The sequence below is a fragment of the Mesorhizobium sp. CO1-1-7 genome, from assembly GCF_020164885.1.
Taxonomy (GTDB): Bacteria; Pseudomonadota; Alphaproteobacteria; order Rhizobiales; family Rhizobiaceae; genus Mesorhizobium; species Mesorhizobium australicum.
The window spans coordinates 324,127-336,852 of record NZ_JAIUHA010000007.1; the positions used below are offsets into that span (position 1 = coordinate 324,127).

A 12,726-nucleotide genomic window follows, 5' to 3' on the forward strand; every position below is an offset into this window, starting at 1 on the left:
ACGAAATACCTGCAACCGATATTTTCGCGCGAAGAAAAATCGGCAGGGCCGGGATTAAAATCCCCACATGCTCCGTAAACAGGGCATGAAACGGTCGATGCCACGCTTTGACATCCTAGGACAGCTCGGGTCGCTGCGGCGCTACGCCCGTTCGCTGACGCGCGACGGCGTCGAGGCCGAGGATCTCGTCCACGACGCGCTGGTGCGCGCCTATGAGCGGCGCGGCTCGTTCCGCTCGGGCGGAAACCTGCGCGCCTGGCTGCTGTCGATCGTCCACAACACCTTCATCGACCGTCTGCGCTCGCGCCGCTCGGAAGCCGCTCGCCTCGAACAGGCCCGATATCTGGCCGACGGCAGCACCCCGGCGCCGCAGGACCATTCCGTGCGCCTGGCGCAGGTTCGCGAAGCCTTTTTCAGCCTGCCGGAAGAGCAGCGCTCGGCACTGCATCTGGTCGCCATCGAAGGGCTCTCTTACCAGCAGGCCGCCAACGCCAGCGGCGTGCCGCTGGGCACGCTCATGTCGCGTATCGGCAGGGCGCGCGCCGCCCTGCGCCAGATGGAAGAGGCGCCGGCACGCGGAAAAAATCATCTCAGGATCGTGGGAGGTGACTCATGACCGCTCTTGTCGACCCGGTTACGGACGTCGATCTCGACGCCTATGTCGACGACCAGCTCGACGTTAGCCGCCGCATCGAGGTCGAAGCCTTCCTGTCGGCGCGTCCGGACAGTGCCGCGCGTGTGATGTCGGATCTGCGCACCCGCGATGAATTGCGCGTGGCGCTGGCCGGCTCCGAAGGCATGGCGCGGCCGGCGACGGCCGATGCGGCGCGGCGGCTGGAGAGGGGGCTTGGCCGGGGCCGCATCTTCGGTGTGCTGCAACGCGCGGCAGCGGTCGCCGCTTTCGTTGCCGCCGGTTGGCTGGCCAACGGCATCGTCGGGCCGATGTCGGTGACCAAGGTCGTCGCTTCACCGCAGCCGCCCGCCTATGTCGACGAGGCGGTACAGGCACACAGGACCACGCTGCTGCGCGAAAACATGCCCTCGCAGACCGAGGCGCCTAATTACAATGCCGGCGAGATCCGCGCCGCCACCGCCATCGTCATGCCGGCGCTGCCGAAGGATTGGAAGGTCCGCGACGTGCAGATCTATCCGTCGCGCTTCGGCCCGAGTGTCGAGATTGCGGTCGACACCAAGGAGATGGGCCTGGTTTCGCTGTTTGCGATCCGGCCGGGCACTTTCGATGTAGTCAAGCCGACCATGGCGCCCTCGGGCGACATCTCCTCGGCCTATTTCCAGATCGGCGATGTCGCCTACGCTGTCGTCGCCAAGAGCGAGGTTCATGATCTCGACCGCGCCGCCGAAACGCTCGCCAGAACGCTTTACTGACCAATCCACAAAGGAGACCTCGAATGAATACGCCCAATCTTGGATACCGCGTGGGCACAGGCGCCCGGACTGGAGCCGTCTATGACGAGGGCCTGCGCCAGCACATGCTGCGCGTCTACAATTATATGGGTCTTGGCCTGGTGGTTACCGGCCTTGTCGCCTTCCTGGTGTCGTCGACGCCGGCGCTTTATGTGCCGATCTTTTCCAGCCCGCTGAAATGGGTGGTGATGCTGGCGCCGCTCGCCTTCGTGCTCCTGTTTTCGTTCAAGATGCAGACCATGTCAGCGGCAAGCGCGCAGGCGATGTTTTGGGCCTTCTGTGCCGTCATGGGCCTGTCGCTGGCTTCGGTGTTCCTCGTCTTCACCGGCACCAGCATCGCGCGCACCTTCTTCATCGCCGCCACCATGTTCGGCGCCACCAGCCTCTATGGCTACACGACAAGGCGCGACCTGACGCAGTTCTCGTCCTTCCTGATCATGGGCCTGATCGGCGTGGTGATCGCCAGCATCGTCAACATCTTCCTCGGCTCGACCGCGCTGCAGTTCGCCATCTCGGTCATCGGCATCGCCGTGTTCATTGGCCTGACGGCCTGGGACACGCAGACGATCAAGGAGCAATACGCGGAGAATTTCGATGCGGAGTCGCGCCAGAAGCTCGCCGTCTTCGGTGCCTTCTCGCTCTATCTGAACTTCATCAACATCTTCCAGCTGCTGCTGAATTTTACCGGCGAGCGGGAATAGTCCGGACCGTAGCAGGCAACAGCTTTGAGCCTTGGCTGGCCGGAGGGAAACCTCCGGCCATCTTCTTTCGAAAGGGGCGCCTGGCCCACCATCAAGGTTCATCGGGATCGCGTGAAATGCAAATGCCGTCCGCCACCTTGAGTTCACGCCCGGCCATTTGCTAGCCTGCCGGCCACGCCGGACGAACCGCGAGGACATATGGAACAGGACAGTCTGACGCTTCATGGCGAGGGCATATCGGCAACCATCATCGCCCACGGCGCAGAGTTGGTTTCCCTGCGGGATGCACGAGGATTTGAGTTCCTGTGGCAGGCTGGACCGGCCTGGCGGCGCCATTCGCCGGTGCTGTTTCCGATCGTCGGCCGGCTGAATGGCGATCACCTGCACCATCGCGGCCAGACCTATCCGATGACGCAGCACGGCTTCGCCCGCGACAAGCCTTTTATGTGGGCGGAGAGGGGGCCTCGATCCTGCACGCTGGTGCTCGCCGACGACGCGGAAACCCGAACGCACTACCCGTTCGCATTTCGACTGGCCGTGACCTATACGCTGGGCGAGGCGCAACTCGACATAGAATTCGAGATTACCAACCCGGGCGACGAACCGATGCCGGCGTCGATCGGGGCGCATCCGGCGTTCAACTGGCCGGTTCTGCCCGATATGGCCAAGGACGCCTATCGCCTGACGTTTGTCCAGGCAGAGCCAGCGCCGATCCGCCGGCTGAAGGATGGCCTGCTCATCGCAACGCCGCAGCCAACGCCGGTCAAAGGCACTGTGCTCGAGCTGTCCGAACGGCTGTTTGACGACGACGCTGTGATCCTGGACCGGCCGGCCAGCAACAGCGTTCGCTATGGCGCCGATGACGGTCCGGCGATCGAGGTCTCATGGCAGGGATTTCAGGAAGTGGGCATCTGGTCCAAACCCGGTGGCGCACCGTTCCTGTGCATCGAGCCCTGGCACGGCATTGCCAGTCCGTTGGATTTCGATGGCGAGTTCACCGACAAGCCCGGCCTGATGCTGATCGCGCCGGGCGCGAAGCGTTCGCTGAGTTACCGGATCAGCCTGGAGCAGGGGCCTCGGTAAAAGTTTTCCTGCAAGCCATGAAGCGGGCGCAAAGGCGGACCGGGGCTGTATTCGACCTCAGGTCGGGTCTCAAACCTGCCTGACCAGGGCGCCGATAACATTGACAAGAAGGCGCGCGGCGGTGAGCGCCGACAGGCCGTCAATGTCGTATGGCGGATAGAGCTCCACAAGATCGAATCCGGCGATCCTCGCTCGCTTGCCCAGGCCCGCGATGAGATCGATGACCTGCGTATAGGTGAGGCCGCCGGGCGTACGCGCGGCCACGCCCGGCATGATGCCGGGGTCGAGACTGTCGCAGTCGAGGGTAACGACGACTCGCGCGCCTTCCGGAATATGGCCGAGCGTCGCTTCGACACCCAGGGCATGGACCTCGCGAGCGGTGACGAAACGGCTGCCATAGCGCCGCGCCGCTTCGATTTCCGTGAGGCGTGCGCTGCCGACGCTGCGCAGTCCGACCTGCACCATGCCGGCGACATGCGCCATCTCGCTCGCGCGGCGCATCGGGCTGGAGTAGCCGTGGCGTTCGCCATGCACCTCGTCTCGCCAGTCGATATGGGCGTCGATCTGCAGGATCCAGACAGGCCCGTGATCCGCGAAGCCGGCGAGGAAGGGACTGACCACGGAATCGTCGCCGCCGAGCAGGATGGGCACGGCCGGCAAGGACAGGACCTCGCGCGTCTTCGCCTCGATCCGGGCGCGGTTGCCGGCATTGTCATGCATGATGGTCAGGATGTCGCCGGCGTCGACGCAGCAGACCGGCTTGCCGTCGAACAGCGGGCCGCCGAGATCGAAATCCCAATGCTCGACGAGCGCGGCATCACCCTGGCTCGCAACGCGGATGGCATCGGCGGCCAAGGCATGACCGCTGCTGTCCTTGCCGGGATAGGTGCTGCCGTGCCCAGCGCCGAAGATCACCGCGCGGGGGGCCGTGTCATCGACGAGGCGATCGGGCAAGCCGAGAAAGGAAGATCGTGTGGTCATTCTTGATAAGCCTTTGAGTCCAGCCGAGGCGTGATGGATTGAAGCTAGCGTAGTTGCTGGGATGGTCGAATTCCATTGCCGAAATCGCCGTCCAGAAGTTCCGTCGGTTCCAAGCTGGAGGCGGCCCTGAGACGGGGACATTGAGCTTGCTAAAGTGGGTAAACGTTGCAGATTACTGGAACTGCGATAAAGCGAATGGACCGACCGAGGAAAATCCGCATGATCTATCTTTGTTGTCGAGTGCCGCGGTTCTTATGGCCGAACGCATCCGCATAGATGTGGTTGATGGGGGAAGGGAATGACATTGCCAAAGTTCTCATGGCAGGCAGGTCTCCTTTTCGGCCTATGCGCTACTCCCGTTGCCTTCCTGCTGGCACTCTTTTCGGCCGGAGCTGGGCATGGCGACTATGTGCTAGCCCGCATTCTCTATCCAATCCCCATGTTGGCAACTCTTTTGACCGACAACACGATTACCGGCCTTTCCCTAGGGTTGGCTGTGGCACAGTTTCCTGCCTATGGGGCATTTGTTGCTCAAGCCGGCCGCGCCGGTTGGTTGGCGCTTGGCCTCGTCCACGTCATTGCAATAGCAACTGCTTTCAGCGGGGTGCTCGACTATTTTTAGGAACGCCTACGACGCCTCGCTGCCGCTACGCGCAACGGGACCAGCCAGCAGATAGCGCTGCGCTGGCAGCTATGCCTATTTGCGCGAAAGACAGCCGCCGACTCTCATCGCCTGGGGACCGGAAGATGGCTACATGCCGGCGCAGTGAAAGGCGCCGGCCACTGGCTTCTGGAAACCCATTTCGATAGCGCGCTTCCGCTGGTGCGGGACTTCCTGACGCGCGTCCATGGCTCAGCAGAAGGATTTGAAGAGGTGCAAAAGGAGAAAGATCGATGACGACAACGCCGACCATCGCACGCATCTGGCGCGGCCGTACCCGGGCTGACGTAGGCGACGCTTACGAAGTCTATTTGAGAGCCGAAGGTATTCCGCCGCTTGAGAAGACCGCCCTGGGCGTCCAGCTGTTTCGCGAGGATCGCGAAGGGGAAAGCTGGTTCACCACCATCTCGTACTGGCCCGACCACGAATCGATGACGGCTTTCACCAAGGGTGAGCCAACCAAGGTCCACCATCTCGACCGCGACCCGGAGTTCCTGATCGAATTACCGGAGCGAATCCAGATCCACCGCATCCTGCTCGACCACCGGAGGCTGCCCTGATGCGACCGGTCGCGATGTAGGAACACATGGAAAGCGTCGCGCGCCGCCGCCGCGTCATCTGGCATGATATGCTCGGTACGGGCGTCCGCCAAACCGGACGCGATGTCTCGAGCGACGTCCCGGTGTCGGCGGCGCCGGGTCAGGAGGTCGGGTGAAAATCTATAGTCCGCGTGTAGTGGAGGGACAGGAATGGGTTCTTCCCCAACAAGCCGAGGACTACCAGCTATTCGCGAGCCTCGGCGACCTGGGCCAGAAGCGATGGCGTCCGCCGCGGATGAAATTCCTGCGCGAGCAAGAAGACGGAACACCCCGGCTATATTCCGATTTTCCTTGGCTCGGCGAGCACGTGCTCATTCTGAGGAGCACGGCGTTGAAGTTGCTAAGGCCGATTCTAGAACCGTATGGTGACTTCCTGTCGCTTCGTGCTGACGAACCCATATCGCTGTTCAACGTCACCAATGTGGTCGATGCGATGGACGAAGAACGTTCAAGAACCGTCCGGTTTGACGATGGCGGTATCATGATGATCGAAAATCTCGTCCTTCGGCCGGAGGCCATCGGCGGGGCCGAGATATTCAAGTTGCCGGAGCGGCCCGATGGCGTGCGACTATCCGATATCTATCTGCAAGAGACCATCGTGCGTCAGATCGGCGAGCTCGGATTCAAAGGCATCGCCTTTGAATTGGTCTGGAATGACGAAGCGGTCGGTCGCGACAGGATCGAATACCGCGGCATGGAGCGGCGTGCGCTAGTTTCATTCGCGAGTTTGAGACGCTTTTGGTCCGGTCTGCTTCGGAAGCCCGGGCTGTGAAGCAGGGCTGTGAGATGGATTCGAGATGCTTTTCACGTTGTGATAAAAGTCGCATAAGATAGATTATGGAACCTACGCACGTAGCGCGGCCGGGGAATTGCTGCGGTTCCGACCGCTGTCGGCAAACATCATGAATGGGCGCCACCGGCACTTCACGACCTCGAACCCATGGTCGAGCGTTCAAACGACGACTTGAAACGCCAACTGAGCAGCAGCCTCTACCGGTTTGACTCGTATGGGATTTCGATCACCATGCCATCATAGGCTGGTTCGACATTGTCGGGCGTCTCGGCCATCACGGCGGTGTAATCGAGCGGCACGTGCATGTGCGTCAGCACGGCGCTCCCAGGCGAAAGCGCCTCGATCCAGTCCAGCGCCTGGCCAAGCGAAAGATGGCTTGGATGCGTGTTGTATTGCAAAGCGTCGATGACGAGCATGTCGAGACCTCGCAGCCGTTCTGCGGTGGTCTTGGGAAAGTCGCTGACATCGGGACAGTAGGCGAGCCCACCGATGCGGAAACCCAGCGAAATGATGTCGCCATGGATCTGGGGCAGCGGCTCGAAGGTGAGGGCGCCCCCCTCTCCTTCGATCACGATCGGCCGGGTATGATCGATGATGTGGGCGTCGACGATCGGCGGATAGGAACTGCCTACCGGCGTCTGGAAGCAATAGCCGAACGCCTCGCGCAGCCGCAGCATGGTCGGCTCGTCGGCATGGATGCCGATGCGGTGCCGTTGTTCCAGCACATAGCCGCGCAGGTCATCGATGCCGTGGATGTGGTCGGCATGCGGATGGGTGTAGATCACCCCGTCGATGCGCCGGACTGAAGCCATCAGCATCTGCTCGCGGAAATCCGGGCCGGTGTCGATGACGACCGTGGTGCGGCCGCCATTGACGGCAATGCGCTCGACAAGTGCCGCCGTGCGCATGCGCCGGTTCCTGGGATTGGCGGGATCGCAATTGCCCCAGTCGCCGGTGATGCGCGGCGTGCCTGGCGACGACCCGCAGCCGAGAATTGTCAGGCGCAGCCGGTCGCTCATGTCTCGAGCGCCTGCTGGCGAGGCATTTTTCCAAACAGCCGAAAGAAATTATCGGTCGTCACCGCCGCGATCTCAGCCTCGCTGACGCCGATTGTCTCGGCCAGCACCTTGGCGGTTTGCGCGACGTAAGCCGGCTCGTTGCGCTTGCCGCGGAACGGCACCGGCGCCAGATATGGCGCGTCGGTCTCGACCAGCAGCCGGTCACGCGGCAAATCGGCGGCGATGGCACGCAATTCGATCGAGTTCTTGAAGGTCAGGATGCCCGAGAACGACACATAGCCGCCAAACGACACGCCGACCTCGGCGAGCCGCCGTCCCGACGAAAAACAATGCAGGATGAACGGGAAGGCGCCCTTCCCTGTCTCGTCCTCGAGAATGGCGGCCATGTCGTCGTCGGCATCGCGTGAATGGATGACGAGAGGCAGCCCGGTCTCGCGGGCGGCGGCGATATGAGCGCGAAAACCCTGCGCCTGCGCATCGCGCGGTGCCTTGTCGTAGAAATAATCGAGACCTGCTTCGCCGATCGCCACCACCTTTGGGTGAGTGGACAGGCGGACAAGGTCGGCGGTGGTGACGTCGAGCTCCTCGGCGGCATTGTGCGGGTGAGTGCCGACCGAGCAATAGACTTCGTCGAAAGTCTCCGCGATCTCAAGAACTTGCTGAAACCGCTTCACGCGCGTGGAGATCGTCACCATGCGGCCGATTCCGGCCGCCTTGGCGCGGGCGACAATGGCCGCCCGCTCCTCGGCGAAGTCCGGAAAGTCCAGATGACAATGGCTGTCGACGAGCATCAGGCGTTCGCGTCCGTCTGTTCGACATAGCGCGGAAACACGCCCTCCGGCGCAGGCAGCGCCGTCCCGGAAACAAGCGCGTGGTCGGCGTGGACATGCACGAACTCGCGATAATCCGCCGGCACCGCCAGCAGGTCGAGCAGCTTGCCGGCCGAGCCCGGAATGAAGGGCTGGCATAGAACCGCCACGCGCCGGACCACTTCGGCCGTAGTCCACAGCACCGTTTCCATGCGCTCGGGATTGGTTTTCTTGAGCGCCCAGGGTTCCTGTCCGGCGAAATACCGGTCGGCTTCCGCAACCACGCCGAAGATCGCCGCCAGTGCCAGATGGATGCCCTGTTCGGCCATTGCCTTGCGCGCGGTGGCGAGAGCGTCGATCGCTTGATCCAGGATCACCTTGTCGGCTTCCGCCAGGTCGCCGCGCTTCGGTACCACGCCGCCGCAATTCTTGGCGATCATCGACAGCGAGCGCTGCGCCAGATTGCCGAGACCGTTGGCCAGATCGGCGTTGGTGCGGTTGACGATCGCTTCATGGCTGTAGCTGCCGTCCTGGCCGAACGGCACTTCGCGCAGGAAGAAGTAGCGTACCTGGTCGAGGCCATAATGCTCGATCATGGTGAACGGGTCGATGACGTTGCCGACCGATTTCGACATCTTCTCGCCGCGGTTGAACAGAAAGCCGTGGCCGAAGACGCGCTTCGGCAGCGGGATGCCGGCCGACATCAGGAAGGCCGGCCAATAAACCGCGTGGAAGCGCACGATGTCCTTGCCGATGATGTGCGCATCGGCTGGCCAGAACTTCCATTTCTCATCTTTTTCATCGGGATAGCCGACGCCGGTGATGTAGTTGGTCAGCGCGTCGACCCACACATACATGACATGCTTTTCGTCGCCGGGTACCGGCACGCCCCAGTCAAATGTGGTGCGCGAGATCGACAGGTCCTTCAGTCCCGACTTGACGAAGCTCATCACCTCGTTGCGGCGCTCGGCCGGACCTATGAAGTCGGGCTGGCCTTCATAAAGCGCGACGAGCTTGTCCTGATAGGCCGACAGGCGGAAGAAGTAGCTCTCTTCCTCGACCCATTCGACCGGCGTTCCCTGCGGCCCGTAGCGGACATTGTCGGGACGGACCTCGGTCTCCTCCTCGCCGTAATAGGCTTCGTCGCGCACCGAGTACCAGCCGGCATAGCCGCCCTTATAGACGTCGCCATTGGCGGCCATCGCCTTCCAGATCGCCTGCGAAGCAGCGTAATGGCGCTCCTCGGTGGTGCGGATGAAATCGTCGTTGGAGGCGTTGAGCGCGGTCGCCATGCGCTTGAACTCGGCTGAATTGCGGTCGGCCAGTTCGCGCGCAGAAATGCCTTCGCGCTTGGCTGTCTGCAGCATCTTGATGCCGTGCTCGTCGGTGCCGGTAAGGAAGAAGACCTGCTTGCCGTCGAGCCGCTGGAAGCGGGCAAGAGCATCGGTGGCGATCAGCTCGTAGGCATGGCCGATATGCGGCTTGCCGTTCGGATAGGAAATCGCGGTCGTGATGTAGAATGTGTCGCGTGACATGAATGAACCGTCATGAATGTCTGAATGGAGGCCGTGGCGGTGGATATCGCATCGGAATGGCGATTGCCATCCCGAGACCAGTGCATGCCGCCCAAAAGTGGCCCCGGTTTAAGGGGCAACGGCATGCACCAAAAAAGCCCGTCACATTCGCATTGCAGAATTCAGGCGGTCGATCATGGTCAGGGCGTGCTGCTTTTTGTCGAGATTGTAGGTGTCCGTCTCAGATATAGCGTCCAGCGCCTCATGCCAACTGTCCGACAGCGCTTTGGCCCGCTTGAGATCGCCAGCCCGCGCCGCCTGGCTTGCCGCATCCGACAGAAGGTCCAGCGCCCGGCGATTGAAGATGTCGAACTGTATCGCCTGGTCCTTGCCCGCGACCGCCTCGGCCAGGCGATAGGCGCCGCCAATATCGCTCTTTCCCGTCGCCACCAGTCCATCCAGCGTCCGCGCGATCTCCAGCCCGCCATACTGCGTCAACAGGATCGCGTTGCGGGCGCTGCCCCCTGCCCGCTCGACCAATGCAGCCCTCGCGGCCGGATCGTCGGGCGGCGGCGGCTCCGCTGTCTCCAGCACCGCCATCAGTTCGTTGGCGTCGAGCGGTGTCAGCCGCACCACCTGGCAGCGCGAGCGGATCGTCGGCAGCAGACTGCCGGGTGCATGGACGATGAGAATGAACAGGGTCCGTGCCGGTGGTTCCTCGAGATTCTTCAGCAAGGCATTGGCCGCATTGGCATTCATGTCGTCGGCCGGATCGACGATCACCACCCGGTAGCTGCCGTCATGCGAAGTCAGCGACAGAAAGCGGCTGACCTTGCGGATTTCGTCGACGGTGACGACGGTCTTGAAACTCTTGGTCTTGTCGTTCAACGGGCGGGTCAGATGCAGTACGCCGGGATGCGCGCCGGTTGCGATCTGGCGAAACAGCGGCGAGGCCGGATCGGGAACTGCTAGGTTGCCAGGCGCCTGGTCGAAGGCCGGATGCTTCAAAAGGTGGTGGGCGAGATGGAAGGCGAGCGTCGCCTTTCCGATCCCGACCGGACCGGCGAAGATAAGCGCATGAGGCAGCTTTCCCGCACGATAGGCGGCGGCAAGCATGGTGACGGCCTGCCCGTGTCCGACCAGACGCGGTGTTTCGGAGGGTTCCGGCACACCGTCCAGCGTATCATGCTGTTCCGGCGCGATGCGTTCGAAGATCATACGGGTGCGACCTGCCTGTTGCGCTCGGACGCCCTTGCCTCCAGTGCCGCGAACACGGTCGCCGTGACGACATCCTCCACCGTGTCCGGATCGGCGGACGCATCGACGACGATGCAGCGTTCCGGCTCTGCCGCGGCGATCGCCAGGAACGCTTCGCGGCGGGCCTTGTGGATGGCCAGCGTCTCTTTTTCGAAGCGGTCGGCTGTGGCATCGCTGCCACGCCGCAATGTCGCGCGCTTCAAACCCTCGGCCGGGTCGATATCGAAGATCAGCGTCATGTCGGGCATCATGCCGTTGATGGCGACCTGTTCCAGCATGGCCATGAATGCCGGATCGATCCCACCCGTAACGCCTTGATAGACACGCGAGGAATCCAGGAAGCGGTCACAAAGCACGATGGAGCCGCGTTCGACCGCCGGACGGATGACCTGCTCGACGTGGTCGGAACGCGCGGCTGCGAAGAGCAGCGCTTCCATCTTGGGCCCGAACGGTTCGGCGGCACCCGAAAGCAGCACATGCCTGACCGCTTCGGCGCCCGGCGAGCCGCCCGGCTCGCGTGTCCGTACGACATCATACTTCTTGGCGCGCATCTTGGTGGCCAGCCGCTCGATCTGTGTCGACTTGCCTGCGCCTTCGCCGCCTTCGAAGGTGATGAAAAAACCGCGCGCCAACCGAGGGCCTTTGTTCGTGTTCGAGTGGATTGTTGGGCTGTAGATAGTCCGCGTTCGGGAAAACGTCCATGCCGTCGGCGCTATCGAAGCCAGCCGATCGCTAGTTCCTTGACGGCATCGAGAGCGCGTTGCGGCAACGTGCCGACGCTGATCGACTCGGCGGCGAACAACGGTGTCTCCTGGCTCAGCGTGTCGCCGATCCAGACGCGCAGTGCGCCCACCGGCTGCCCCTCCTCCACCGGTGCCGCGACCGGGCCGGTGTAGATGATCCTGGCCGTCAGCTTGTCGCGGTTGGTGATCGGCAGGAAGATGTCGATCGGACCTTTTGCCTTGAGCGTCACGCCGGATTTCATGCCGCCAAAAACCTGGGCCTCTCCGACCACCTCGTCCTTGGCGAAGATTTCGGTCTTCTCGAACGAGCGAACGCCCCAATCGAGCAGTTTGCGTGCCTCTTCTGCGCGCTCCTTATCATTTGCCAGCCCGCTCATCGCCGCGATCACCCGCGTGCCGTTGTGGCTGGCCGAAGCCACGATGCCGAAACCGGATGTCTCGCTTGCGCCGACAGCCAGGCCGTCGGCGCCGATGTCCATCGCCAGCAACGGGTTGCGGTTCCTCTGCGAGATCTTGTTCCAGGTGAAATCCTTCAACCCGTAATACCGGTAGAAATCGGGGTATTCGCGCCATAGATGCAGGGCGAGCTGCGCCAATTCGCGCACGTTTGTCTGCTGGCCGTCGGCCGGCAGGCCAGTGGAGTTCACGAAAGTCGACGTCTTGAGGCCGATCTGGCGCGCACGTTCGGTCATCTCTCCGGCAAAATTGTCCTCGGATCCGGCCATGCCTTCGGCGATGACGATACAGCCGTCATTGGCGGCCTGCACGGTCACGCCCTGGATCAGGTCCTCGAGCCGGATCGCCGATTTGAGCTTGGCGAACATCGTCGAGGTTCCCGACGGCGCGCCACCTTTGCGCCAGGCGTTTTCGCTGACCACGAACGTATCGTCGAGTTTGAGGCGCCCGGATTTGAGGGCGTTGAAAACCACTTCCATCGTCATCAGCTTGGCCATCGAAGCCGGCGGAATGGGTTTATCGGCATCTTTCGAAAACAGCACCGTGCCGGTATCGGCATCGATCATGAAGGCTTGCGCGGCCTTGGTCTCGAAAAGCTGCGCTTGGGCCGGCGAAAGCGTAAGCAGGAGGCTGAGGAGAAAAAAAACGGCGAAAGGCTGTAGCAAGCGAAACTGCATGAAAATCG

The 12,726-nt window shown here is 62.4% G+C and carries 14 protein-coding genes; 7 read left to right on the forward strand and 7 right to left on the reverse strand.

Features of this window, described 5'->3' with window-relative positions:
* Positions 1-85 precede the first annotated feature (85 nt).
* From LB516_RS17820 to LB516_RS17835, 4 genes are all read left to right on the forward strand, one after another.
* Complete coding sequence (locus LB516_RS17820; protein ID WP_411969405.1) at positions 86-616, forward strand: sigma-70 family RNA polymerase sigma factor; 531 nt, start codon at positions 86-88, stop codon at positions 614-616.
* Positions 613-1,386 (forward strand): anti-sigma factor family protein, encoded by a 774-nt coding sequence (locus LB516_RS17825; RefSeq protein ID WP_224720094.1) that lies wholly within the window; start codon positions 613-615, stop codon positions 1,384-1,386. The genes LB516_RS17820 and LB516_RS17825 overlap by 4 nt, the downstream gene beginning before the upstream one ends.
* 23 nt (positions 1,387-1,409) lie before the next feature.
* Entirely contained in the window at positions 1,410-2,126 is a 717-nt protein-coding gene (locus LB516_RS17830; protein WP_015317911.1) for a Bax inhibitor-1/YccA family protein, read from the forward strand.
* Between the two features lie 198 nt (positions 2,127-2,324).
* Positions 2,325-3,209, forward strand: a complete 885-nt coding sequence (locus LB516_RS17835; RefSeq protein WP_224720095.1) for an aldose 1-epimerase family protein — start codon at positions 2,325-2,327, stop codon at positions 3,207-3,209.
* Between the two features lie 69 nt (positions 3,210-3,278).
* On the opposite strand, the gene LB516_RS17840 is transcribed toward LB516_RS17835, so the two are convergent.
* Complete coding sequence (locus LB516_RS17840; protein ID WP_224720096.1) at positions 3,279-4,190, reverse strand: agmatinase; 912 nt, start codon at positions 4,188-4,190, stop codon at positions 3,279-3,281.
* Between the two features lie 298 nt (positions 4,191-4,488).
* On the opposite strand from LB516_RS17840, the gene LB516_RS17845 reads away from it, so the two are divergent.
* From LB516_RS17845 to LB516_RS17860, 3 genes are all read left to right on the forward strand, one after another.
* Positions 4,489-4,812 (forward strand): hypothetical protein, encoded by a 324-nt coding sequence (locus LB516_RS17845; protein ID WP_015317908.1) that lies wholly within the window; start codon positions 4,489-4,491, stop codon positions 4,810-4,812.
* A 272-nt stretch (positions 4,813-5,084) separates the two neighbouring features.
* Positions 5,085-5,411, forward strand: a complete 327-nt coding sequence (locus LB516_RS17855; RefSeq protein ID WP_140717220.1) for a hypothetical protein — start codon at positions 5,085-5,087, stop codon at positions 5,409-5,411.
* 151 nt (positions 5,412-5,562) lie between these two features.
* Positions 5,563-6,222, forward strand: coding sequence for an imm11 family protein (locus LB516_RS17860; RefSeq protein WP_140664439.1), 660 nt, complete (start codon positions 5,563-5,565; stop codon positions 6,220-6,222).
* Between the two features lie 218 nt (positions 6,223-6,440).
* Here LB516_RS17860 and LB516_RS17865 read toward each other — a convergent pair whose 3' ends face one another.
* The 6 genes from LB516_RS17865 to LB516_RS17890 form a co-directional block, all read right to left on the reverse strand.
* Positions 6,441-7,262 carry an MBL fold metallo-hydrolase gene (locus LB516_RS17865; RefSeq protein ID WP_224720097.1) on the reverse strand — a complete coding sequence of 274 codons (822 nt, stop codon included), beginning with the start codon at positions 7,260-7,262 and terminating at the stop codon, positions 6,441-6,443.
* A complete protein-coding gene (locus LB516_RS17870; RefSeq protein ID WP_015317903.1) occupies positions 7,259-8,053 on the reverse strand; it encodes a TatD family hydrolase in 795 nt (264 codons plus the stop codon). Before LB516_RS17870 ends, LB516_RS17865 begins: the two co-directional genes overlap by 4 nt.
* The gene (gene metG / locus LB516_RS17875) at positions 8,053-9,606 is read right to left on the reverse strand and encodes a methionine--tRNA ligase (RefSeq protein ID WP_015317902.1); all 1,554 of its coding nucleotides are present in this window, start codon (positions 9,604-9,606) and stop codon (positions 8,053-8,055) included. The genes LB516_RS17870 and metG overlap by 1 nt, the downstream gene beginning before the upstream one ends.
* Before the next feature lie 141 nt (positions 9,607-9,747).
* Positions 9,748-10,803 carry a DNA polymerase III subunit delta' gene (locus LB516_RS17880; RefSeq protein WP_224587338.1) on the reverse strand — a complete coding sequence of 352 codons (1,056 nt, stop codon included), beginning with the start codon at positions 10,801-10,803 and terminating at the stop codon, positions 9,748-9,750.
* Positions 10,800-11,474 carry a dTMP kinase gene (tmk, locus tag LB516_RS17885; protein WP_224720098.1) on the reverse strand — a complete coding sequence of 225 codons (675 nt, stop codon included), beginning with the start codon at positions 11,472-11,474 and terminating at the stop codon, positions 10,800-10,802. The genes LB516_RS17880 and tmk overlap by 4 nt, the downstream gene beginning before the upstream one ends.
* An 80-nt stretch (positions 11,475-11,554) precedes the next feature.
* The gene (locus LB516_RS17890; RefSeq protein WP_015317899.1) at positions 11,555-12,718 is read right to left on the reverse strand and encodes a D-alanyl-D-alanine carboxypeptidase family protein; all 1,164 of its coding nucleotides are present in this window, start codon (positions 12,716-12,718) and stop codon (positions 11,555-11,557) included.
* Positions 12,719-12,726: the final 8 nt, after the last annotated feature.